The organism is Methylomonas subterranea, from assembly GCF_024505185.1.
Taxonomy (GTDB): domain Bacteria; phylum Pseudomonadota; class Gammaproteobacteria; order Methylococcales; family Methylomonadaceae; genus Methylomonas; species Methylomonas subterranea.
Window position 1 is genome coordinate 48365 of sequence record NZ_JANIBJ010000008.1, and the last position, 20764, is coordinate 69128.

General features: G+C 55.4%; 18 protein-coding genes and 1 other RNA gene. 12 read left to right on the forward strand and 7 right to left on the reverse strand.

Annotation, left to right across the window (positions count from 1 at the left end; genetic code table 11):
* Positions 1–99 precede the first annotated feature (99 nt).
* From NP590_RS05770 to NP590_RS05785, 4 genes are all read left to right on the forward strand, one after another.
* Positions 100–936: a DUF3014 domain-containing protein gene (locus NP590_RS05770; protein WP_256601313.1), complete on the forward strand. Its 837-nt coding sequence runs from the start codon at positions 100–102 to the stop codon at positions 934–936.
* A gap of 129 nt (positions 937–1065) precedes the next feature.
* Complete coding sequence (gene rlmN, locus NP590_RS05775; RefSeq protein WP_256601314.1) at positions 1066–2118, forward strand: dual-specificity RNA methyltransferase RlmN; 1053 nt, start codon at positions 1066–1068, stop codon at positions 2116–2118.
* 17 nt (positions 2119–2135) lie between these two features.
* Positions 2136–4121, forward strand: coding sequence for a methyl-accepting chemotaxis protein (locus NP590_RS05780; RefSeq protein ID WP_256601315.1), 1986 nt, complete (start codon positions 2136–2138; stop codon positions 4119–4121).
* An 82-nt stretch (positions 4122–4203) separates the two neighbouring features.
* Positions 4204–4956, forward strand: coding sequence for a ceramidase domain-containing protein (locus NP590_RS05785; protein WP_256601316.1), 753 nt, complete (start codon positions 4204–4206; stop codon positions 4954–4956).
* A 126-nt stretch (positions 4957–5082) separates the two neighbouring features.
* Here NP590_RS05785 and NP590_RS05790 read toward each other — a convergent pair whose 3' ends face one another.
* The 4 genes from NP590_RS05790 to NP590_RS05805 are packed head-to-tail and all read right to left on the reverse strand — an operon-like array spanning position 5083 to position 7393.
* On the reverse strand, positions 5083–5394 hold the full coding sequence (locus NP590_RS05790) for a YdhR family protein (RefSeq protein ID WP_256601318.1): 312 nt from the start codon (positions 5392–5394) through the stop codon (positions 5083–5085).
* A 23-nt stretch (positions 5395–5417) separates the two neighbouring features.
* Positions 5418–6155: an SDR family NAD(P)-dependent oxidoreductase gene (locus NP590_RS05795; RefSeq protein ID WP_256601319.1), complete on the reverse strand. Its 738-nt coding sequence runs from the start codon at positions 6153–6155 to the stop codon at positions 5418–5420.
* Positions 6152–6730, reverse strand: coding sequence for a beta-class carbonic anhydrase (locus NP590_RS05800; RefSeq protein WP_256601320.1), 579 nt, complete (start codon positions 6728–6730; stop codon positions 6152–6154). The genes NP590_RS05795 and NP590_RS05800 overlap by 4 nt, the downstream gene beginning before the upstream one ends.
* A 12-nt stretch (positions 6731–6742) precedes the next feature.
* Positions 6743–7393: a DUF938 domain-containing protein gene (locus tag NP590_RS05805; RefSeq protein WP_256601321.1), complete on the reverse strand. Its 651-nt coding sequence runs from the start codon at positions 7391–7393 to the stop codon at positions 6743–6745.
* Positions 7394–7601: 208 nt separating this feature from the next.
* Between NP590_RS05805 and NP590_RS05810 the strand changes: the two genes are divergently transcribed.
* The gene (locus NP590_RS05810) at positions 7602–9161 is read left to right on the forward strand and encodes a sigma 54-interacting transcriptional regulator (RefSeq protein WP_256601322.1); all 1560 of its coding nucleotides are present in this window, start codon (positions 7602–7604) and stop codon (positions 9159–9161) included.
* A gap of 213 nt (positions 9162–9374) precedes the next feature.
* On the opposite strand, the gene NP590_RS05815 is transcribed toward NP590_RS05810, so the two are convergent.
* The gene (locus NP590_RS05815) at positions 9375–10949 is read right to left on the reverse strand and encodes a peptide chain release factor 3 (protein ID WP_256601323.1); all 1575 of its coding nucleotides are present in this window, start codon (positions 10947–10949) and stop codon (positions 9375–9377) included.
* A gap of 229 nt (positions 10950–11178) precedes the next feature.
* Positions 11179–13347 (reverse strand): Rne/Rng family ribonuclease, encoded by a 2169-nt coding sequence (locus NP590_RS05820; protein ID WP_256601324.1) that lies wholly within the window; start codon positions 13345–13347, stop codon positions 11179–11181.
* A 413-nt stretch (positions 13348–13760) separates the two neighbouring features.
* Here NP590_RS05820 and rluC point away from each other — a divergent pair, with 413 nt between their 5' ends.
* From rluC to recR, 7 genes are all read left to right on the forward strand, one after another.
* A complete protein-coding gene (gene rluC / locus NP590_RS05825) occupies positions 13761–14720 on the forward strand; it encodes a 23S rRNA pseudouridine(955/2504/2580) synthase RluC (RefSeq protein ID WP_256601325.1) in 960 nt (319 codons plus the stop codon).
* Positions 14704–15351 (forward strand): HAD-IA family hydrolase, encoded by a 648-nt coding sequence (locus NP590_RS05830; protein WP_256601326.1) that lies wholly within the window; start codon positions 14704–14706, stop codon positions 15349–15351. The genes rluC and NP590_RS05830 overlap by 17 nt, the downstream gene beginning before the upstream one ends.
* An 11-nt stretch (positions 15352–15362) precedes the next feature.
* Complete coding sequence (sppA, locus tag NP590_RS05835; protein ID WP_256601327.1) at positions 15363–16331, forward strand: signal peptide peptidase SppA; 969 nt, start codon at positions 15363–15365, stop codon at positions 16329–16331.
* A 74-nt stretch (positions 16332–16405) separates the two neighbouring features.
* Positions 16406–16502, forward strand: an RNA gene (gene ffs, locus NP590_RS05840) — signal recognition particle sRNA small type.
* A 30-nt stretch (positions 16503–16532) separates the two neighbouring features.
* Positions 16533–18146 (forward strand): DNA polymerase III subunit gamma/tau, encoded by a 1614-nt coding sequence (dnaX, locus tag NP590_RS05845; protein ID WP_256601328.1) that lies wholly within the window; start codon positions 16533–16535, stop codon positions 18144–18146.
* 12 nt (positions 18147–18158) lie between these two features.
* Positions 18159–18482, forward strand: a complete 324-nt coding sequence (locus tag NP590_RS05850) for a YbaB/EbfC family nucleoid-associated protein (protein ID WP_256601329.1) — start codon at positions 18159–18161, stop codon at positions 18480–18482.
* Positions 18483–18484: 2 nt separating this feature from the next.
* The gene (gene recR / locus NP590_RS05855; protein ID WP_256601330.1) at positions 18485–19081 is read left to right on the forward strand and encodes a recombination mediator RecR; all 597 of its coding nucleotides are present in this window, start codon (positions 18485–18487) and stop codon (positions 19079–19081) included.
* Positions 19082–19136: 55 nt separating this feature from the next.
* Here the strand turns inward: recR and NP590_RS05860 are convergent, their stop codons facing one another.
* Positions 19137–20735, reverse strand: coding sequence for a SulP family inorganic anion transporter (locus NP590_RS05860; protein ID WP_256601332.1), 1599 nt, complete (start codon positions 20733–20735; stop codon positions 19137–19139).
* Positions 20736–20764 lie beyond the last annotated feature (29 nt).

The following is a 20764-nucleotide window of genomic DNA, read 5'->3' on the forward strand; positions in this document are numbered from 1 at the left end:
GTATTGGAATTCGCAAGGGTTTTGACTTGGCGGTATCGGGTTTGGCATGGGCAGGCCGCATGATATGCTAACTGCCTTGCTGTTTTGGAGGTAAAAGCCATGGGACGTTACGATTTGACGGACGACAAAAGGCCCGGCGCTAAGGCGCCAGCTGCTGTTTTATTGCTGGCGGTTGCAGCCGGTGGCGGCTGGTTTTATTGGCAAACTTTGCAACAGTCGCCGGCAGAGCCGGGCATACAAACCCTCAGCCTGCCCCGGCTTGGAAATGCCGTTGAGAATCCGGTTGGCGAAGAGCCCGCGGACGGCGCGGCCATTGCCGAAACCGAACTACCCGAGCAGCCCTTTGAATTACCGGCACTCGCCGCCAGCGACCAGCCGTTTCGCGATGCCATGCTGGGCGTGTCCGCCGCGCTTTCGCCTTGGTTGCAGACCGACCGCTTGATAGGAAAATATCTTGCAATTGCCAACGATTTCTCGCAAGGCTTGCGGTTGCAAAAGCACCTGGGTTTTCTAAAGCAAACCGAGGCTTTCGTGGTGGAAGAGCGCGCCGACGGCTTATATATGAGCAATCAAGGCTATCGGCGTTACGATAAACTGGCCGCCGCCATCGATGCGCTGGATGTCCAGGCCGCCGGCAAGGTTTACCGGCAATTTAAACCGCTGCTGCTGGAAGTGTATGCCGAATTCGGCTATCCGGCCGAACGCCCCATGGAAGATCTGTTCTTGAAATCCGCCGCGCAAATTTTGGCCGCGCCCGTGCTCGAACGGCCGATAGCCTTGAATAAACATGCGCTGTTTTATAAATATGCCGATGCCGAACTGGAAGCTTTGAATCCGGTCGCCCGGCAAATGCTGCGGATGGGGCCGGATAACACCCGTATCGTTCAACATAAAGTCCGGCAATTGGTGGAAATGCTGGTAAACAGCAAGGAGTGAGCGGCCGGTTCGGCTCATCCGCCGCTGCCCGGTTCGTTCGCGTAAACCGGGGCATTGAAATTTGATTGGCCGCCGATATTTGCAATGCAACGCGCGCGGAAGGAACATTGATATTGCTTGGGGAGTCGTTTGAAACCATCTTTTTACGAGTTGAATTTTGCCGAACTGGAAGCGATTGCCGGCCGGAATGATTTTAACTCCTCAACAGCGTCGGTTCTTTTTAACTGGTATTACAAGAAAAAGAATCTCGGTTGTTGTCGGGGCAAAATTTCCAGATCCTCGGCGGACTTTTTCGCACAAAATTTCGACTTTTCGCTGCCGGAAGTCTATACGGTTTACGAGTCAAAAAAAGACCGTTCGGTAAAGTTTCTGTTCAAGCTCAAGGACAAATACAAGGTAGAAAGCGTCCTTATCCCGTTTAATAACAAATATTCCCTTTGTCTTTCGTCGCAGGTCGGCTGCGCGATGAATTGTTCTTTTTGTTTTACCGGAGCACAAGGGCTTACCAGAAACCTGGCTGCCGGTGAAATTGTCGGGCAATTTTTACAGGCCTGGCGCTGGCTGGCGGCCAACAGGCCAGGAGAAGAGCGGATTTTGAATATTGTCTTTATGGGGCAGGGCGAACCGTTACATAATTTTGATGCCGTTAAAAAAGCCTGTGAAATTTTTTTATCCCAACACGGCGCCTCGGTCGGCGCGCAAAAAATCACTATTTCCACGGCCGGTTATATTCCGGGGTTGAAAAGATGGAGCAAGGAAATTCCCGGAGTTAACCTGGCGTTATCCCTGCATTCGCCGTTCGCGCAAAAACGCAATGAGCTCATTCCGATTAACAGAAAGTATCCGCTGGATGAAGTGTTGGCAACTATCGACCGGATACCGTTAGCGAAAAAGCAATTTGTTACTTATGAATATATTTTGATCAAGGATTTTAACGATGCTCCGGATGATGCGAATAAATTGGGAACGCTACTGGCCGGCAAAAGCGCTTATATAAACCTGATTCCCTTCAATGCCTTCCCTGGCTCACGTTATGCAACGCCGGGCTTGGAAACAGTCGAAAAGTTCAAGGAAGCTTTGGATGCGTTTAAGATACCGACTTTGATAAGGGGCGCCAAAGGCGACGATGTCCTGGCGGCCTGCGGACAACTCAATTCGTCTTCCAGTCGCTGGCGAAATTAAAAAACCGGGATAAAACCATGAATAAGCTGTCTATTTACCAAAAGCTTACCCTGTTGCTGGCGCCGCTTTTACTGTGTGTTTTGGCGTATTCGGGAATTAGCGTCCACAATAATTATAGAAATTGGCGGCAGATGGTTGGCACGGAGAAACTGATCAATCTCTCGGTGGGTCTGGGCGGGTTGACGCATGCCCTGCAGGTCGAGCGCGGTTCCAGCTTCGGTTTCATCCAATCCGGCGGCGCCAAATTCGTCCGTGAACTGCCCTTGTTCCGGGCGGAAACCGACCGGGCATTGAATGATGTCGTAACGCTGTACTCGGCGCTGCAAAAAACGGCATTGCCCAAGCCGGTTACCGACCGGGTCGACACCGCCCTGCATAACTTGGCGATGTTGACGGATACCCGCCAGTCGGTTTCCGGCCTGGATATAAAAGCCGAAGAAGCCGCCGCGCGTTACACCCGTGCCATTGCCGAGATACAGGCAATCACTCCCGCCATATCCGACCATGGCGGCGATACAGAGCTTATCAGGCTGATGACGGCTTACAACGCTTTTATGAATGCCAAGGAACGCAGCGGCCAGGAACGCGCCTTGATGACGGGCGTGTTTACCGCCGGCGAATTTACCCCGGAACGCTATCGGGCGTTTGTGGGGCACATGGCGGCGCAAAAAGCCTATCTGCATTTTTTTACCGACTATGCGCCGTCTGAAATCCGTAAAGAGCATCGGACAGCCGAAGAAAGCGGACCTTTCCTGATGGTCGAAAGCATGCGTAAGGCCGCGCTGGATAATGCCAATGGCGGCGGCTTAGGTATCGAGGCCACGGCCTGGTTTGCAAGCGCCACGGCGCGTATCGACGCCATGCACGTCATCGAGAAGTCCCTCGCCGGCCGAATCAAAGCCATGGCGAGCGACAAGGCCGCCGCCGCCAAACAGGGCTTTTGGTTGGGTACATCGATTAGTGCGATTATTTTTCTGGCATCCACCCTGTTGGCCTACCGGGTTTCCGTCAGCATTGCCGGGGGTATCGATGCCTTGCATGCCACCATAGATCGTATAGAAAGCAATAACGATCTGACCCTCAGGCTGCAAGTGGACGGTAGCGATGAAATTGCCCAAACCGCCGCCGCATTCAATCGACTGATGGACGGGCTGCATGACAGCATGCGGCAAGTCAACCAAAGCGCCGCAAAAGTGTTGCATTTTTCCGAATCGATTGCCTCAAGTTCCAACCGAATGGCTTCCGGAACCGCCGATCTGAGCAATGCCGCTTCATCGATGGCGGCAGCGATAGAAGAAATGAGCGCCAGCATAGAACAGGTCGCCGACAACGCCAATCAAGTGCAAACGATTACCGAAAACAGCAACCAATTATCCGACCATGGCACGGCCGTTATTCTCAAGGTGGTAGCGGAAATGAATGGAATTGCCGATGCCGTGCGGCAGTCGGCCACCAAGATGCGGGAGTTGGATCAACAGTCCGCCCGAATTAATTCCATCGTTCAGGTGATTCGGGAAATTGCCGATCAAACCAATTTGTTGGCCCTCAATGCCTCTATCGAGGCGGCCAGAGCGGGCGATCAGGGGCGAGGTTTTGCGGTGGTCGCCGATGAAGTGCGCAACCTATCCAAGCGGACCACCAATTCGGCGTTGGACATTGCCGCCATGATCGCCGACATGCAAAATGTAACCCAGGAAGCGGTCTCCAGCATGAATATCGGCGTGGACAAGGTCAACCATGAACTCTCCACCACGCAATCGGCGGGCGAATCCATTCAAAAGATCCAGCAAGGCACCCAACATGTCAGCGTTGCCGTGGCCGATATCTGCGTGGCCATCCAGGAGCAAAGCATGGCTACCAATGAAATCGGCCGTCAGGTGGAGCGGGTTGCGCAGATGTCCGAGCAAAGTAACGCGGCCTCAAACGGCAATGCCAAGACCGCGCGGGAAATGGAGGGGCTGGCGTCCCAATTGCAGTCCATTGTGGCGCGGTTTAAAGTTTAGAAAACCCCATCGCGATACTGCTTGCCGATGCGTCGTTGCCCCTGGTTTTATTATCGTTACCCGGTTCCGATAGGCGGCAAAAATGCTATCTGATAATCACCGTACCACCATACTCGGCGGCATTGCCATGATCGCAAGCTTGGCGCTGTTCTTGGTCGATCCTATCTCGCAGGATCCGGCCTACCATAATTTTGCCGATGCCAGATCGTTATGCGGCTTGGCGAACTTCTGGAACGTGGTGTCGAATCTGCCGTTTCCGGTGGCCGGCTGTCTCGGTTTATACCGACTTGGAAGGCTTTCGCAAGCGCAAAGCGCCGAGGCTTACCGGGTTATGTGTTGGAGTGTATTACTGGTCGGCTTCGGTTCGGCCTACTATCACGCCAATCCTTCAAACGATACGCTGTTGTGGGACAGGTTGCCGATGACGGTTGCCTTCATGGCCTTGTTTTCGTTGCTGCTGGGGGAGCGGGTTTTGCCAAGCCAAAACCGTTACAGGCTATGGCTGTTGGTCGCGGCGGGCGTGGCTTCGGCGTTTTACTGGTCATGGACCGAATCCTTGGGCCGTGGCGACTTGCGGCCTTACTTGTTGGTGCAGTTTCTACCTATCCTGCTGATGCCGTTTATTTTGCTTATGTTTCCGGAGCGTTATTTGAGTAATCGGCTATTGCTGGCGGCTTTTGCGCTGTACTTTATCGCCAAGTTGCTGGAGCATTTCGACAGCCGGATTTTTTCGATCCTGGGGTTTATGGGCGGGCATGCAATTAAGCACGTAACCGCGGCAGTGGCCGCGCTGTGTATTATTTATGCCGTGCCCGCCCGGCGAGTTAACCTTTAAAAAATGGTAAGGTAATCCCCGCCTTTGAACCACCTGGATTTGGCCGCTAGCCGGCAAGATCTTTAACTGCCGGCAAATGCGTTGATCCGGCGCCAAGCCGCTGTCGGCTCAACAGCTTTCATAGGCTTATACTGTCGAATAATACGGCGAATTCATGCCGATATTGGCTTCGCGGGTAATTTCGCCGTCGAACAGTTTCACCGACAGATTGCCGTTGACCTTTTTCGCGAACGGCAGCAATAAGCCGTCAATATAGTTCTGGGCGTTTTCGACCGAATCGAATTCGTAAAAGCCGCCGACGGTTTGGTTGTTGACGCCGCTCAACCAAGTTTTCGATTGCAAGCCCGGAAATTGTTTCATGTCCACGTTGATGGGACGCCAGTCGATTTGCCCGAAGGGAATGGCGACTTGATATTCCGCGTATAAAAATACTTTCATGGTTTTACCTCTGTTGAATTCAGTTAGAACGGCTCTTTGAACGGGCGTAAATCCAGTTCATGGGTCCAGGCGCTGGGATGCTGGCAATGCAATTGCCAATAGGTTTCGGCTATCGCCGCGGCTTGCAACAAGCCGTCCCGGCCCTTCGCTTCGACAAATTTGGGAAACTGGCCGCGGGCGCGGTCGCCGTCGATGACGCCATCGATGACGGCATGCACCACATGGATACCCTGCGGGCCGAATTCCCGCGCCATGCCTTGCGCCAAGGCGCGCACGCCGGCCTTGGCCGCCGCAAAAGCGGTAAACGGCGGCTTGGCGCGCAACGAGGCGGTGGCACCGGTGAAAATCAAGGTACCGCGTTGCCGAGGCAACATCTGCTTGATCACTTCCCTGCCGAACAAAAACGCCCCCAGGCTGTTTTGTTGCCACAGTTGGGTAAAGGTTGCCAAATCGGTATCCAAAAAGGGCGCCGGCATATTGCTGTCTACGTTGTAAGTGGCAATCGCCAGTTCGCCGCCGGCCTCGGCTACCGTTGCAAGCAGACGCAACACATCGGCTTCGCAAGTCGCATCAGCAATGACAGGGGTGGCCGCGCCGCCTTGGCCGGCAATGGCTTGCGCCACCAAAGCCAGCTTGGCTGGACTGCGGCCAGCAATAAATACCTGTAAACCGGCGGCGGCGAAACGTTGGGCCAACGCCGAGCCCAGGCCCGCAAGCGGCCCCACGCCCAGCACCAGCGCCGCTTGCGGCTTGGCCGTCATCCGGCGCGGCCGGCCGCCGTGGCGGCAGGTACTTCGATAAGTTGGCCGGTTTTAACATCATAAATAAATCCGTAGACCGGAATATTCGCCGGTACCAGCGGATGGGATTTAATGCGTGCCACATCTTCGGTAACACTCTCTGCTTGGTTTTTGATGGTAAGCCAGTTGATGAATTTGCCGTCCGTGCAGCCGGGACCCTCGCCGCAATCGTGCCAGCCGCTGCTGTCGACGCTGGCGGTTTTCAGGCTTTTGCTCAACAAATCGCTCATGATGTCGTTGGTAAAAGTCTCCATGCCGCAGTCGGTATGGTGAATCACAAACCACTCTTTGGTACCCAGCAATTTGTAGGAAATGACCAGCGAGCGGATGGCGTCATCGCTGGCGCGGCCGCCGGCGTTACGAATCACGTGGGCGTCGCCTTCGGACAAACCGGCGTATTTGGCGGGGTCCAGGCGGGCGTCCATGCAGGTCAAAATGGCGAAGCGCCGGCCGGGCGGCATCGGCAGGTCGCCTTTGTCGAAATCGGCGCTGTAGTTGCGGTTGGCGCTTAAAACTTCGTTGAGTATGTTGCTCATGCTGTACCTCCTTCAGGCGCGGCCGAAGATTAAAGAGAAATTGTTGGCCGGCATGTCGATGATTTCCTTCAACACCATGCCGTGATTGGCGGCGGCTTTTTTCAAGTCGGCCACGTCTTTCAGACCCCATTCCGGCACATCGTAGGAGGACAGGGTTTTATGGAATTCCTCGTTGGATTCAGTGGTGAAGGCGCCTTCGACGCGGAATGGGCCGTAGATCAACAAAATGCCGTCGTCGTTCAACAGGTGCGAGGCGCATTCCATCATGCCGTCGGCAATCGAAATCGGCGCGACCTGGAAGATGTTGATACAGAAAATGGCGTCGAAGCTGTTTTTATCGCCGGGGTTGAACCAGGTATCCGGCTGGGTCAGATCAAGATGTACCGGGTCGGCGATGTTGTCGTTGGCGTGGTCGGCGGTCAGCTTTTTAATATTGTCGAACACTTCTTCATCCTTGTCGGTGGGATGAAAATGCAGATGCTCGAAATGCGGGGCGAAGAAATTAATGTGCATGCCGCTGCCGCTGGCCATTTCCAGCACCCGGCCCGCTTCCGTCGGTAGTTTCTCCTTCAGCACGCCAAGAATGGGCTCGCGGTTGCGGTTGCCGGCCCAGGCTACGTATTCGCTGAGGGGATGCGGATTTAAAGCTGGTTTATCGCTCATGTAAGGTCTCCAGTGTGGTTTGTTGTCATCCGCCGTCTATTGCGGCGGTATGCGCGGCCGTAAGAAACCGGCCACGCTTCGGTAGAGCATTTTTGGGGCCAAACCATCCGCGCTAATTTTGCCTTTAAAATCAAAGAGGATGTCTTTTTGATTTGGGCGTCGATGGAAGCTGTGTTTCAATGAGTGAAATTAAATTTCAAAAAACCTTATGAACGAGCACGATTTTTCCCAAATTTCTCCGGTGTTTTTTCTGCAGACTTTCATTCTGGAATTGATGCATGCCTGCGAACAGGAAGGCGGCGGCTATTGTGAATCCCTGATCGAACGCATTGCCAAGAGCGCCGGCCAGTATTTCGAGCAGACCTACCGCGACGAATACCGTAAACAACATGAATTGGATAGGGAAAGCTATATCGATCTGATATTGGGCCTGAAGAATCGGATCGGCGGCAATTTTTCCCTGGCTTCGCTGGAAAACGACACCGTCACGGTGGTGAACAGCCGCTGTCCGTTCGGGGATGGGGTGACCAATTTTCCGGAATTGTGCCGGATGACCTCCAGCGTGTTCGGCGGCATCGCCGCCCGTAACTTCGGCTATGCCAAGGTCGAAATCAAAAAAAGCATAGCCCGCCAAGACGGCGCGTGTGAAGTTTGCATTCACACTGATTGCAACGCGGCGGCGGATAAACCGGGACTGGAGTACCGGCGCCAGGATCAGCCCGACGCCAAAATGGAAATGCTGGCCTTGCATTCCTTGATCGAAGAACGCATGCGTAACGTCTGGTGGAGCAAGCCCAAGCAGCACGCCGCCAAGCCGGCGCCGGTGATTATCGCCAAATCGCCGGCCATGCAGAAAGTCTTGCAGCAGGTGGAAGTGGTGGCGCCGACCCGCGCCACGGTGCTGATCAACGGCGAAACCGGCGTCGGTAAGGAACTGATTGCGCGCGCGGTGCATGCCATGAGCGAACGCGGCCACAAGCCGTTTATCGCCATCAATTGCGGCACCATCCCGGAAACCTTGATCGAAACCGCTTTGTTCGGCCACGAGAAGGGCGCGTTTACCGGCGCGGTGGAAGTACATCAGGGTTTTTTCGAGCGCGCGGAAGGCGGTACTTTGTTTCTGGATGAAGTCGATGCATTGTCGCCCGCCGCCCAGACCGGCTTGCTGCGGGTATTGCAGGAAGGCGAGATGGAACGGGTCGGCGGCAAGCATACCTTGAGCGTGGATGTGCGCATTATCGCCGCCAGCAACCGACAGTTGGCGCAGCATGTCGAGCAGGGTCTGTTCCGGCGGGATTTGTTTTACCGTTTGAACGTGGTGCGCTTATGGATTCCGCCGCTGGCGCAACGCCCGGAAGATTTGCCGTATTTGGTGCAGTTGATCCTGAAGCGCCTGAACGACAAATACGGCAAAAATGTCGATTCGGTGAGCAGGGAAGTCATGGGACGGATTCGGGCCTACGACTGGCCCGGCAATGTGCGCGAATTGGAAAATACCCTGGAGCGCAGCGTATTGTTTTGTAACAGCACTGAATTGACGCAGCTGGAGTTGGACCGGAAACCGCAGTCCGGTATCGTTGCGGACTGGAGTGCCTACAAGCAGCAAACCCTGGCGGATGCCGAGCAGGTTTTTTTAAGCCGGGCGCTGCAAGCCCACAAGGGAGACATCAAACACGTGGCCGTCGCGATGGGCTTAACACCACGGGCGGTTTACGGCAAATTGAAGAAATATCAATTGGATGCGCGTAAATACAGAGAGGATGTTTAATGCGGCGGCTCTTGGCCGCCGGCTGGATATTACCGGCCAACTTAGGCGGCTTTCTGGGTTTAGGTTCTTATTCTGGAGACTGAACCTTTACCCTGGCAACCGCGGCGAGTCGCTGAAATCGATTGCGTTGTTGTCTAAGCGGAAATCAAAAATACCGTGCGTCGGAGACGGGTAAGCGGAGAGTCGGTGCGCGGGCAAATCCGGAAATGGCCCTTACAGCTCCCTGGTCGCGCTAAAGGTAATATCCGGCCAACGTTCCTCGGTTAATTGCAGATTCACTCGGCTGCTGGCCAGATACACCAAATAGCCGCCGCCGTCCTCGGCCAAATTTTCAAAGGCCTTATTTTTAAATTCTTCCAGCTTGGCCGGATTTTTGGCGCTGATCCAGCGTACCGTGTTGATCGGCGAGGCGTCATAAACGCATTCGACGTTGTATTCGTTTTTCAGTCGGCTGGCGGTGACGTCGAACTGCAGGATGCCCACCGCGCCCAGGATTAAATCGTTGTTTTTTAGCGGTTTGAACAGCTGGGTGGCGCCTTCCTCGGTCAGTTGCACCAGACCTTTTTGCAGGGCCTTGGCGCGCAACGGGTCTTTTAGCACCACGCGGCGGAACAGTTCCGGTGCGAAGTAGGGGATGCCGGCGAATTTCAGATTCTCGCCCTGGGTGAAGGTGTCGCCGACCTGTATGGTGCCGTGGTTGTGCAGGCCTATGATGTCGCCGGCATAAGCTTCCTCGACATTTTTACGGCTGTCGGCCTGGAAGGTGATGGCATTGGCGACCTGTATGCTCTTGCCGATGCGGACGTGGTGGAGTTTCATGCCCTTGTCGAATTTGCCGGAGCTGATACGCATGAAGGCCACCCGGTCTCTGTGGGCCGGGTCCATATTGGCCTGGATTTTAAACACAAAGCCGGTGAATTTTTCTTCCTCGGGATGCACCAGTCGCTGCTCGGCCAGGCGAGCCCTGGGGCCGGGCGCGAATTCGGCAAAGGCGTCCAGCAACTCGACGATGCCGAAATTGTTGATGGCTGAACCGAAAAACACCGGGGTTTGTTCGCCGCGCAGGTATTTGTCCAGATCGAATTCGTGGCTGGCACCCTTGACCAGCTCGATTTCCTCGCGCAATTCGTCGGCCTGCAGGCCCAGCAGTTCATCAAGATGCGGATTGTTCAAGCCCTTGATCAGGGTGGACTCGGCGATTTTGCCGCCGTGCTGCGGATTGAACAGCAGGATTTCATCCTTGTACAGCTGGTATACACCCTTGAAGCGCTTGCCCATGCCTATAGGCCAGGTCATGGGTGCGCATTCGATCTTAAGGATGCTTTCGACTTCATCAAGTAATTCGATGGGCTCGCGGCCCTCGCGGTCCAGTTTATTGATGAAGGTCAGGATAGGCGTGTCGCGCAGGCGGCAGACTTCCATCAGTTTGATGGTTCTGTCCTCGACGCCCTTGGCGACGTCGATCACCATCAAGGCCGAATCCACGGCGGTCAGGGTACGGTAGGTGTCTTCCGAGAAGTCTTCGTGGCCCGGCGTGTCGAGCAGATTGATGATGGCCCCGTTGTGCTCGAACTGCATCACCGAAGTCGTTACTGAAATACCACGTTCCTTTTCCATTTCCATCCAGTCGGAAGTTGCGTGGCGGGCGGCCTTGCGGCCTTTGACCGAGCCGGCCAATTGAATCGCGCCGCCGAACAGCAACAGTTTTTCGGTAATGGTGGTCTTACCGGCGTCGGGGTGGGAGATGATGGCAAAGGTTCTACGTCGTTGAAATTCCGGAACTTGCATGATGGTATGGGTCGGTATTGGGGTTTATGTGCGTAACAGGTACAGCTTTTTGTTCGCGGGGCGACACATCAAAATTTAAAATTCTTAAGACCCGCCGGAGCGGACTGTCCGAAATTTCAATGGCTTGCTGTCAATAACGCCATGCGCTAAAACGGATGTCGATGCTTTAACGTCCACCCGATTTCAAACCATTGGCTTGGGCTTGAAATCGGGAAGGCGGACGGTTTAACTAATCATCGGATGTCGAGGCCGCCGGCACGGCATTGTTTTCACTGTGTCTGGCGATCTGTGGCTCTGCCTCCGCGCGCTGTTTGCGTTCGGCAAATTCGCTGTTATAAGCCCTGGGTTGTTGTTCGCCGTTGCTTTGACTCGGAGCGCTTGGAGCCGCCTGTTGTTCGCCGGTCGCGCCTTCAGCCATCGTTGCTTCCGGCTTTCTGTCGCCCCCGTTTCTGGGGCCGCGGCGGCGGTTGCGTCCGCGGCGGGCGGGACGGTCGCCATTGGCTTTGTTCTGCGGCGCTTCGTTGTTATCTACCTGGTCAAGCTCGGGCTGGCTACTTTCCATCAGTGGCGCGGCGTTTTCCGCCGCGGCCTGATTGGGGTTTGGGTTGCGTTTGCCGCTATTGCGACGCGGATTGTTACGGTTGCCGGCGGGGCGGTCGCGGCGGTTGTTGCGGCCCGACCTGGGTTTGGTTTCATCGCTTTTTTCACCCGTTTCGGCGGTTTCCGCTGTTTTGCTTTGTCCGATCAAGCGCTGCCAAAAACGTTGAATCAGGCTGGTAGAGGTTTTTTTGTTTTGTACCGGGGCGGGGGCGTCGGGCAAGAACTCCTTGACCGCCGCCTTTTCGACTTTGGGCGTGGTTTGTTTGGCAAAATCGGGCAAGCTGATGTCGTCTGCCTTGATTTGCAGATGGCTGGGTTTGTCTTCCAGGCCTTCCAGGGACTTGATGCGTTCGATGTCGTAAGCCGGTGTTTCGATATGTTTGCTTGGCAGTACCACGATGCTGACCTTCAGCCGGGTTTCCAGTTCCTGGATGGCGGAACGTTTTTCGTTCAGCAGGAAGGTGGCGCAGTCGATGGGCAGATGCGCGATCACGCGCTCGGTGCCCTTTTTCATGGCTTCTTCCTCGATCAGACGCAGCACCGCCAGGGTGACGGATTCTACGTTGCGTATCGTGCCCTGGCCCTTGCAGCGCGGGCAGGTCAGTTGGGTGGAGTCGCCCAGCGACGGGCGCAGGCGTTGGCGGGACATTTCCATCAGGCCGAAACGCGAGATGCGGCCGGTCTGGATACGGGCACGGTCGATTTTTAAGGCGTCGCGCAGGCGGTTTTCCACTTCGCGCTGATTTTTATTCGACATCATGTCGATAAAGTCGATCACGAACAGGCCGCCCAAGTCGCGCAAGCGCAGTTGGCGGGCAATTTCGTCGGCCGCTTCCAGATTGGTATTCAGCGCGGTTTCCTCGATGTCGCCGCCCTTGGTGGCGCGAGCCGAGTTGATGTCTATCGAGGTCAAGGCTTCGGTATGGTCGATGACGATGGAGCCGCCGGAAGGTAGCGAGACTTCCCGCTTGTAGGCCATCTCTATCTGGGTTTCGATCTGGTAGCGGCTGAACAGCGGCACGCTGTCCTGATAAAGCTTGGCTTTGCTCAGATTATGCGGCATCACCTGCTTCAGGAAGTTGGAAGCCAGTTTGAAGGCGCCGTCTTGGTCGATCAGGATTTCGTCGATATCGCCGCGCAAGTGATCGCGCAGGGCACGGATGATGACGTTGCTTTCCTGGAAGATCAGGAAGGGCGCGGTTTGTTCGTGGCTGGAGCGCTCGATGGCTTCCCACAATTGCAAGAGGTAGTTCAAGTCCCACTGCAATTCCTCGGCGCTTTTGTCCGACCCCGCGGTGCGGATGATCAAACCCATGCTGTCGGGAATTTCCAGCGCGGACATGGTTTCCCGCAGCTCGCTGCGGTTGTCGCCCTCGATCCGGCGCGAGATGCCGCCGGCTTTAGGGTTGTTGGGCATCAGCACCAGATAGGTGCCGGCCAGACTGATATAGGTGGTCAAGGCCGCGCCCTTGTTGCCGCGCTCTTCCTTTTCAATCTGGACGACGATTTCCTGGCCTTCGCGGATGTTGGACTTGGTGGATTTACTGTCGTCACCGTCGCCGCTTCTATATTCCGGCGCTATTTCCTTGAATGGTAGAAAGCCGTGTTTTTCGGCGCCGTAATTGACGAAGGCTGCTTCCAGACTGGGTTCGACCCGGGTGATGATGCCTTTGTAAATGTTGGATTTTTTTTGTTCTTTTGAAGGGACTTCGATGTCAAAATCATACAGTTTTTGACCATCTACCAAGGCCACTCGCAGCTCTTCGGGCTGCGTGGCGTTGATAAGCATTCTTTTCATTCAATTATCCTTGTTGTTATATGTATCCTACCGACGAGTGATAAACAGTTTTGTATGTCTCGGAAAAAAGCGGCTTTACACGCTTGATCTGGTTCTTTATTGGAGCGGGCCAGGCTGACTGAAAACGGCGGATGACGTTTTGTTCCGGGCAGCGATAATCGGACTTGCCGAGGGCGGCGCTTGCATAGTGGACGATCTGTTTTTTAGACTCTTGGTGTTGGATGCAGTCACTCATCATGGGTTGAGCGATAAAACCCGAAAAAATTCTTTTGGTCGGCGGGGACGCCCAGCGTCGAGGCCTACAGCTTATTTTTGTTAAGTCTATCCACAGATAAACTGGCCTAATATAGCAATGTTTATCAGGGGCATCAATTTTAAACATGGAATTGGGATAAATTGCTATTATTTGCGGCATGAAAACCGCACCCGAACAGACTAATCCGCAAGTACAATGGCTGGAAATCGGCGAGGCCAATACCGAACAACGCCTGGATAATTTCCTGATCAGCTACCTCAAGGGTGTGCCCAAAACCCGCATTTACCGCATGGTCAGAAAGGGCGAGGTCAGGGTCAACAAGGGGCGGGTCGACGTCAGTTACAAACTGGAACTGGGCGATGTGGTCAGAATTCCGCCGGTCAGGGTGGCGGAAAAGAACGACGAAGTCATTGTGCAGCCGACCTTGAAGTACAGCCTGGAAAACCACATCCTGTACGAGGACGAAGGCTTCATCGTGCTGAACAAGCCGTCCGGCTTCGCCGTGCATGGCGGCAGCGGCGTGCAGTCCGGGGTAATAGAAGCCTTGCGGCAAATCCGCCCGCAACAGAAGTTTCTGGAATTGGTACACCGGTTGGACAAGGAAACCTCGGGTTGTTTATTGATCGCCAAAAAACGTCAGGTGCTGAAAGTATTGCACGAGCTGTTTCGCGGCGACGGCATACGCAAAACCTATCTGGCCTTGCTGGCCGGACAATTCAAACGTAAAAAGCAGCTGGTTGAGGTACCCTTGTTGAAGAACGTCAGCCAGGGCGGCGAACGCATGGTCACGGTGAGTCAGGCCGGTAAATCGGCGGAAACCCTGTTTACCCGTTTGAAGGCCTTTCAGGCGGCCACGCTGGTGCACGCCGCGCCCAAAACCGGCCGCACCCATCAGATTCGCGTGCACGCGGCCTGGTTGGGGCATCCGATAGTGGCCGACGAGCGCTATGGGGAAGATGAGGTCAACAAGGCGTTTAAAAAGCGCGGCTATAAACGCTTGTTTTTACATGCCGAACAATTGCAATTTGTTCATCCGGTGACTGGCCAGGCTCTGCATTTTGTCGCGCCCTTGCCCGCTGACTTACAAGCCTTGCTGGATAATGAAAAACCGCTTTGATTTAATCATATTCGATTGGGATGGCACTCTGGTCGACTCCATAGACTGGATCGTGCGGTGCATTCAAGATGCGGCGGCCGAACACGGTTGTCCGGTGCCCGACGCGCAAGCCGCCCGGGATATTATCGGCTTGAGCCTGGAAAATGCCATCCTGACCTTGTTTCCGCGAGCCGATAGCGATACGCGCGGCAAGTTGGCCGCTCATTACGGACAACAGTTTTTCTCCAGGCAGATCGGGCCGGATGATTTGTTCCCCGGCGTGCGGGACATGCTGCTGCAGTTCAAACAGCGGGGTTTTCGCTTGGCGGTGGCGACGGGCAAGAAATCTGCCGGTTTGACCAAGGCCATGCGGGCAACCGGCGTGGCGGATGTGTTCTGCGCCACCCGGGCTTCCGATCAAACCGCTTCGAAGCCCGATCCGCTGATGGTAGAGGAAATCATGGCCGAATTGGCTGTCGACAGGCGGCGCACCTTGATGGTGGGCGATTCGACGCACGACTTGCAAATGGCCTTGAACGCGCGGGTGGCCTCCGTGGCGGTAACCTGCGGCGCGCATTCGGCGGATACATTGAAACAATATCGGCCGTTGCGTTGTCTAGCGTACCCGACTGAGTTACCAAGCATTATTTAGGAGGTTTAAGCGTGGACAATCATCAACAACCCGATACGCCCGACGACACTGCGCCCGGTTGGGAAAAGGCGGTGCTGGAAAAATTGGCTTTCGCCGCCATAGAGGAGCAAAAACGGAGTCGGCGCTGGGGCGTGTTCTTCAAGCTATTGACTTTTGCCTATCTGGCGCTGGCATTGGGGGTGTTTCTATACCCGCGCTTCGAGTCCGAAGTCAGCGCCGGTAAGACTCACACCGCCGTGATCGATGTGCTGGGCATGATCGCCGACGGCGAAGCCGCCAATGCCGATGTCATCATCGCGGGTTTGCGGGATGCGGTGAAAGATAAAAATACCAAGGGTATCATTCTGAATATCAATTCGCCCGGCGGTAGCGCGGTGCAGGCGAACTATGTTTACGAAGAAATTCGCCGCCAGAAAGCCGATCGCCCGGATCTGCCGATTTATTCGGTGGTGGGCGATATGTGCGCCTCCGGCGGTTATTACATTGCGGCGGCCAGCGACAAAATTTACGTTAGTCGAGCCAGTCTGATCGGTTCCATCGGCGTCGTCATGAACGGCTTCGGTTTCAGCAATGTGCTGGAAAAGCTCGGAGTCGAGCGGCGCCTGCTGACCGCCGGCGAACACAAGGCCATGCTGGATCCTTTTTCGCCGCTGAACCAGCAGGAAACCCAACACATGCAGTCCTTGCTGGATCAAGTGCATCAGCAATTTATCGTCGCGGTCAAACAGGGGCGCGGCGACCGCTTGAAAGAAACTCCGGAGATGTTTTCCGGCTTGGTGTGGACCGGCGAGGAAGGCGTCAGGCTGGGGTTGGCGGACGATTTCGGTAGCGTGGATTCCGTGGCTCGCGACGTGCTGGGTGCCGAGGATAAAGTCAACTTCACGCCGCAAGAGCGGTTAATCGACCGATTGGCGGGCAAATTCGGCGCATCGTTCGGGCACGCCATCGGCACGGCAATCAACGCCATTAATTTTCAATAACGGGCTTGCCAAGACTGTCGCTTTTAAGGATAATGCGCAGTCTTCGGCGACAGCCGATGTTTTTATGGTTACCGTGTCGGTCCTCTCGCAACGATACGCTGTAAACCCCGCCAGGCCCGGAAGGGAGCAACGGTAGCAGCAGATTCGTGTGCCGGGATGCGGCTGGCATGGTAACCGCCCAACTCCCCGTCTTTGTCGCCAATGGCTTATCAGGTTCTTGCCAGAAAATGGCGTCCCAGTAATTTCTCCCAGCTAGTCGGCCAAGAACACGTCAGCCAGTCTCTGATCCATGCCTTGCGGCACGACCGCCTGCATCACGCTTATTTGTTTACCGGTACCCGCGGAGTCGGCAAGACCACCGTGGCGCGAATCCTGGCCAAGGCCATCAATTGCCAGAATTTACAGGACAGCAATCCGTGCGGTGCCTGCCCGGTTTGCCAGGATTTCGATCAAGGCCGTTTCATGGATCTGATCGAAGTCGATGCGGCTTCCCGCACCAAGGTCGAAGATACCCGAGATTTGCTCGACAACGCCCAATATGCTCCCAATCAAGGCCGTTACAAGGTCTATCTGATCGACGAAGTGCACATGTTGTCCGGGCACAGCTTCAATGCGCTGTTGAAAACCCTGGAAGAACCGCCGCCGCACGTGAAGTTTTTACTGGCCACCACCGATCCGCAGAAGATTCCGGTCACCGTGCTGTCCCGCTGCCTGCAATTCAATCTGAAACGGCTGCTGCCGGAGCAGATTGAAAAACAGATGAGCTTTATTCTGGGCGAAGAAAACATAGACTACGAACCGGCCGCGCTCAAATTGCTGGCCCGGGGTGCCGACGGCAGCATGCGCGACGGTTTGAGCCTGCTGGATCAAGCCATCGTCTACGGCAGCGGCAGCGTCAATCTGGCCGATGTCACCGGCATGCTGGGGACCGTGGCGCAGCAGCCGGTGGATGATATTTTGCGCGCGTTGGCCAAGCGCGATGCCGGCGGCATACTGAACAAAATTGCCGAAGTCGCCGAATTGACACCGGATTTTGCCGATATCCTTCGGCAGATGTTGCGGGTGTTGCACCGGGTGGCGCTGTTGCAGCAACTGCCCGATTTTGTCGATCACGAATTCGAGCAACAATTGCTGGCCGAATTGGCGCAAGGCTTATTGCCGGAAGACGTGCAATTGTATTATCAGATTGGTTTGATCGGGCAGCGGGATTTGGATTTGGCGCCCGATCCGCGTAGCGGTTTTGAAATGGTCTTGCTCAGAATGCTGGCGTTTCGTCCGCAAACCGCCGCCAGCCAATCTGTCGCGCCTTCACCGGTAGTCGCCACGCATTCCACCCCCTGCGCGCCGGTTGCGGCGCTTGCGCCGCGGCCGGCAAGCGCTCCAATTCCGCCGCCCGCCGTAAGCGAGCCGGACTTGCCGCAAAACAGCCAAGGCGGACAAGCTGAAACTTGGGGGCAGATCATCGCCGCGCTGAAAATTGGCGGTCGCACCCGCGAATTGGCCAATAATTGCATCTTGGACGGCATGGACGATAATGTTTGCCGCTTGCTTATCGATCCGGGCTTTCAGCGCGTAGGCACGGTGGCCGAGGAAAAATTACGCGAGGCCCTGCAAAAACATTATGGCAGACCCATAAAACTGCAAATCACCCCGCAAATCACTCAGCAAATGACGCCGGCCCTGGAACAGCAAAAAGCCCGCGAAGATAGGCAGCAGGCCGCCGTGGACGCCATTCACGCCGACCCGAACGTGCAGGCTTTAATAGATGAATTCGACGCCAGAATTTTGCCCGGTAGTATAGAACCGCTCAACTAAATGGGAGAGACCATGAAAAACGCACTCGCTGGCATAATGCAGCAAGCCCAAAAAATGCAAGACAACTTCAAAAAAGTCCAGGAAGAGTTGGCCGCCATGGAAGTGCAAGGCGAGTCCGGCGGCGGACTGGTGACGATCGTTATGACCGGCAAGCGCGAAGTTCGCAAAGTCAGCATCGATCCTTCCCTGGTAGGCGACGACAAGGATATGTTGGAAGATTTGGTGGCCGCGGCCATCAACGACGCGGTGCATAAGGTCGGCAAAATGAAAAAGGACAAAATGGCCGATGTCACGGCCGGCATGCCTTTGCCGCCCGGATTCCAAATGCCGTTTTAAACATGCAAAACGCGGGTTTGTTGAAGGAACTGATTCAAAGCCTGTGTTGCTTGCCGGGCGTGGGCCCCAAATCGGCCCAGCGCATGGCGTTTCATTTGCTGCAGCGCAATCGCGCCGGCGGCCGGCAACTTAGCCGGATACTGGCGCAAGCCATGGAAAACATCGGTTATTGCCGCGATTGCCGCACCTTGACGGAAGCCGAAGTCTGCGAAGTGTGCGCGAACCGGCTGCGCGAGGATGATCAGTTGTGCGTGGTGGAAAGCGCGGCCGATGTCTGGGCGATCGATCAGGCCACCGGTTTTAAAGGCAAGTATTTCGTGTTGCATGGCCGGCTGTCGCCGCTGGACGGCATCGGGCCGGAGCAATTGGGCATCGATTTGCTGGAACAGCGCTTGGCCGGCGGAGCCGTCAAGGAAATCATACTGGCCACCAATTCCACCATAGAAGGGCAGGCTACCGCGCATTTTATCGGCGAAATCGCCGACAAATTCAACATCCGCGCCACCCGCATCGCGCATGGCGTGCCCATGGGCGGCGAATTGGAGTTCATCGACAGCGGCACCCTGGCCCACGCTTTCGCCGGTCGGCGCGAGGTTTAGGCCGAACGGACCTGGCGGGGCGGGATTAAATCCCCGCCCCGGTTAAGCACCGGGCCTAAACGTGTCCACCCGCGCCCGCCAGACTCGCCATTAAGCCGGGATGCATTTCATGCAGCGGCGAATCGACGGCGAAGCCCTGTAGTTCCACCTCGATATTTCGATCCGGCGCCGCGATCAAATACTCGGCTATGGTTTCCAGAATATCCTGATCTATGAACAACGCCCTGCTGCCGTCTATGATCAACTCGCTGTCGTCGGCCACGCCCGCCAGATGATTGCGCAGCAAGGCCTTATTCAGAAAGGAAACGTCTTTATGCAGCCTGAGCAGGTAATGCGAGCCGTGTTTGGTCAAGGTCATGGCGGAATGAAAATCCGCCCGCAATACAAAGAAAATGCCGCATGCCATGCCGATGGCGATACCTTCCAATAAATCGGTGAATAAAATCGCAAACACGGTGATGGCAAAAGGCACGAATTGATTCAAGCCTTTACGGTAATACTCGATGAACATGGCGGGCTTGGCCAGTTTGTAACCGGTTTGCAGCAGAATGGCCGCCAGACAGGCCAATGGAATCATGTTCAGATAATGGGCAAAAAATACCACGCTCACCAGCAACAGGCCGCCATGGAAAAAGCACGACAGCCGGGTTTGGCCGCCGGCATTGATGTTGGCGGCGCTGCGCACGATCACGGCGGTAATGGGCAAGCCGCCCAGCATGCCGCTGATGATATTGCCCATGCCTTGCGCTTTCAACTCCAGATTAGTGGGGGTGATGCGTTTGTGCGGATCCAGTTTATCGACCGCTTCGATACTTAGCAGCGTTTCCAGACTGGCCACGATGGCCAAGGTCACGGCGATGCTGTAAATCTTGGGATTGGCGAAATAGCTGAAATCCGGCAGGCGTAACTGGTTGACGAAGTTTTGCGTGGAGCCCAACTCGGGCAGGGACACCAAGTGTTTGATCGACAAACTCCAGTCGGGGGCGTATTGCGAAGTCCACAGATTGTAGGCAATACCCCAGGCTACCGCCAGCAGAGGACCGGGAATGCCGCGCAGCAGGCTGTAACGTTTTACCCATCGGCTTTCCCATGCAATCAGAATGAGCAGGGCGACTGCGCTAACCAGGGTGGCGGCGGGAGAAATGCTGTGCAAGGCTTGAGACAGTTCGGAAAAGCTGGATTTGGCCGTCTCCTGCATATAGCTTTCGTCGCCGACGAAGCTGGCATCGTAACCGGTGGCATGCGGAATCTGCTTGATTATCAATATCATGCCTATGGCGGCTAGCATGCCTTTGATCACGGCGGCGGGAAAAAACGCGGCAATCGAACCGGCCTTGAAAAAGCCCAATCCCAGTTGCAAAATCCCGGCAATTACCAAACTCAACAGAAAGCCGTTGAAATTACCCAGGGTTTCAATGGCGGTATAAACAATCACGGTCAAGCCGGCGGCGGGACCCGATACGCTGAGTTGAGACCCGCTCATCCAGGATACGATCAAGCCGCCCACGATGCCCGAGATAATACCGGCGAATAAGGGGGCGCCCGACGCAAGGGCGATGCCCAGGCACAGCGGCAATGCCACCAGAAACACCACAATGCCGGCCGATAGATCCTGACGTAAATAGCCCAGGTAGTAATTTAAATGCGTTTTCATAAACCGCCTCCGGTTATATTGGCAGTGTC

Excerpts from the sequence above, each read along its gene's own strand:
- NP590_RS05770 (WP_256601313.1), top strand. The coding sequence starts at position 100 with ATGGGACGTTACGATTTGACGGACGACAAAAGGCCCGGCGCTAAGGCG.
- NP590_RS05780 (WP_256601315.1), top strand. The coding sequence starts at position 2,136 with ATGAATAAGCTGTCTATTTACCAAAAGCTTACCCTGTTGCTGGCGCCG.
- NP590_RS05785 (WP_256601316.1), top strand. The coding sequence starts at position 4,204 with ATGCTATCTGATAATCACCGTACCACCATACTCGGCGGCATTGCCATG.
- NP590_RS05790 (WP_256601318.1), bottom strand. The coding sequence starts at position 5,394 with ATGAAAGTATTTTTATACGCGGAATATCAAGTCGCCATTCCCTTCGGG.
- NP590_RS05795 (WP_256601319.1), bottom strand. The coding sequence starts at position 6,155 with ATGACGGCCAAGCCGCAAGCGGCGCTGGTGCTGGGCGTGGGGCCGCTT.
- NP590_RS05800 (WP_256601320.1), bottom strand. The coding sequence starts at position 6,730 with ATGAGCAACATACTCAACGAAGTTTTAAGCGCCAACCGCAACTACAGC.
- NP590_RS05805 (WP_256601321.1), bottom strand. The coding sequence starts at position 7,393 with ATGAGCGATAAACCAGCTTTAAATCCGCATCCCCTCAGCGAATACGTA.
- NP590_RS05810 (WP_256601322.1), top strand. The coding sequence starts at position 7,602 with ATGAACGAGCACGATTTTTCCCAAATTTCTCCGGTGTTTTTTCTGCAG.
- NP590_RS05815 (WP_256601323.1), bottom strand. The coding sequence starts at position 10,949 with ATGCAAGTTCCGGAATTTCAACGACGTAGAACCTTTGCCATCATCTCC.
- NP590_RS05820 (WP_256601324.1), bottom strand. The coding sequence starts at position 13,347 with ATGAAAAGAATGCTTATCAACGCCACGCAGCCCGAAGAGCTGCGAGTG.
- rluC (WP_256601325.1), top strand. The coding sequence starts at position 13,761 with ATGAAAACCGCACCCGAACAGACTAATCCGCAAGTACAATGGCTGGAA.
- NP590_RS05830 (WP_256601326.1), top strand. The coding sequence starts at position 14,704 with ATGAAAAACCGCTTTGATTTAATCATATTCGATTGGGATGGCACTCTG.
- dnaX (WP_256601328.1), top strand. The coding sequence starts at position 16,533 with ATGGCTTATCAGGTTCTTGCCAGAAAATGGCGTCCCAGTAATTTCTCC.
- NP590_RS05850 (WP_256601329.1), top strand. The coding sequence starts at position 18,159 with ATGAAAAACGCACTCGCTGGCATAATGCAGCAAGCCCAAAAAATGCAA.
- recR (WP_256601330.1), top strand. The coding sequence starts at position 18,485 with ATGCAAAACGCGGGTTTGTTGAAGGAACTGATTCAAAGCCTGTGTTGC.
- NP590_RS05860 (WP_256601332.1), bottom strand. The coding sequence starts at position 20,735 with ATGAAAACGCATTTAAATTACTACCTGGGCTATTTACGTCAGGATCTA.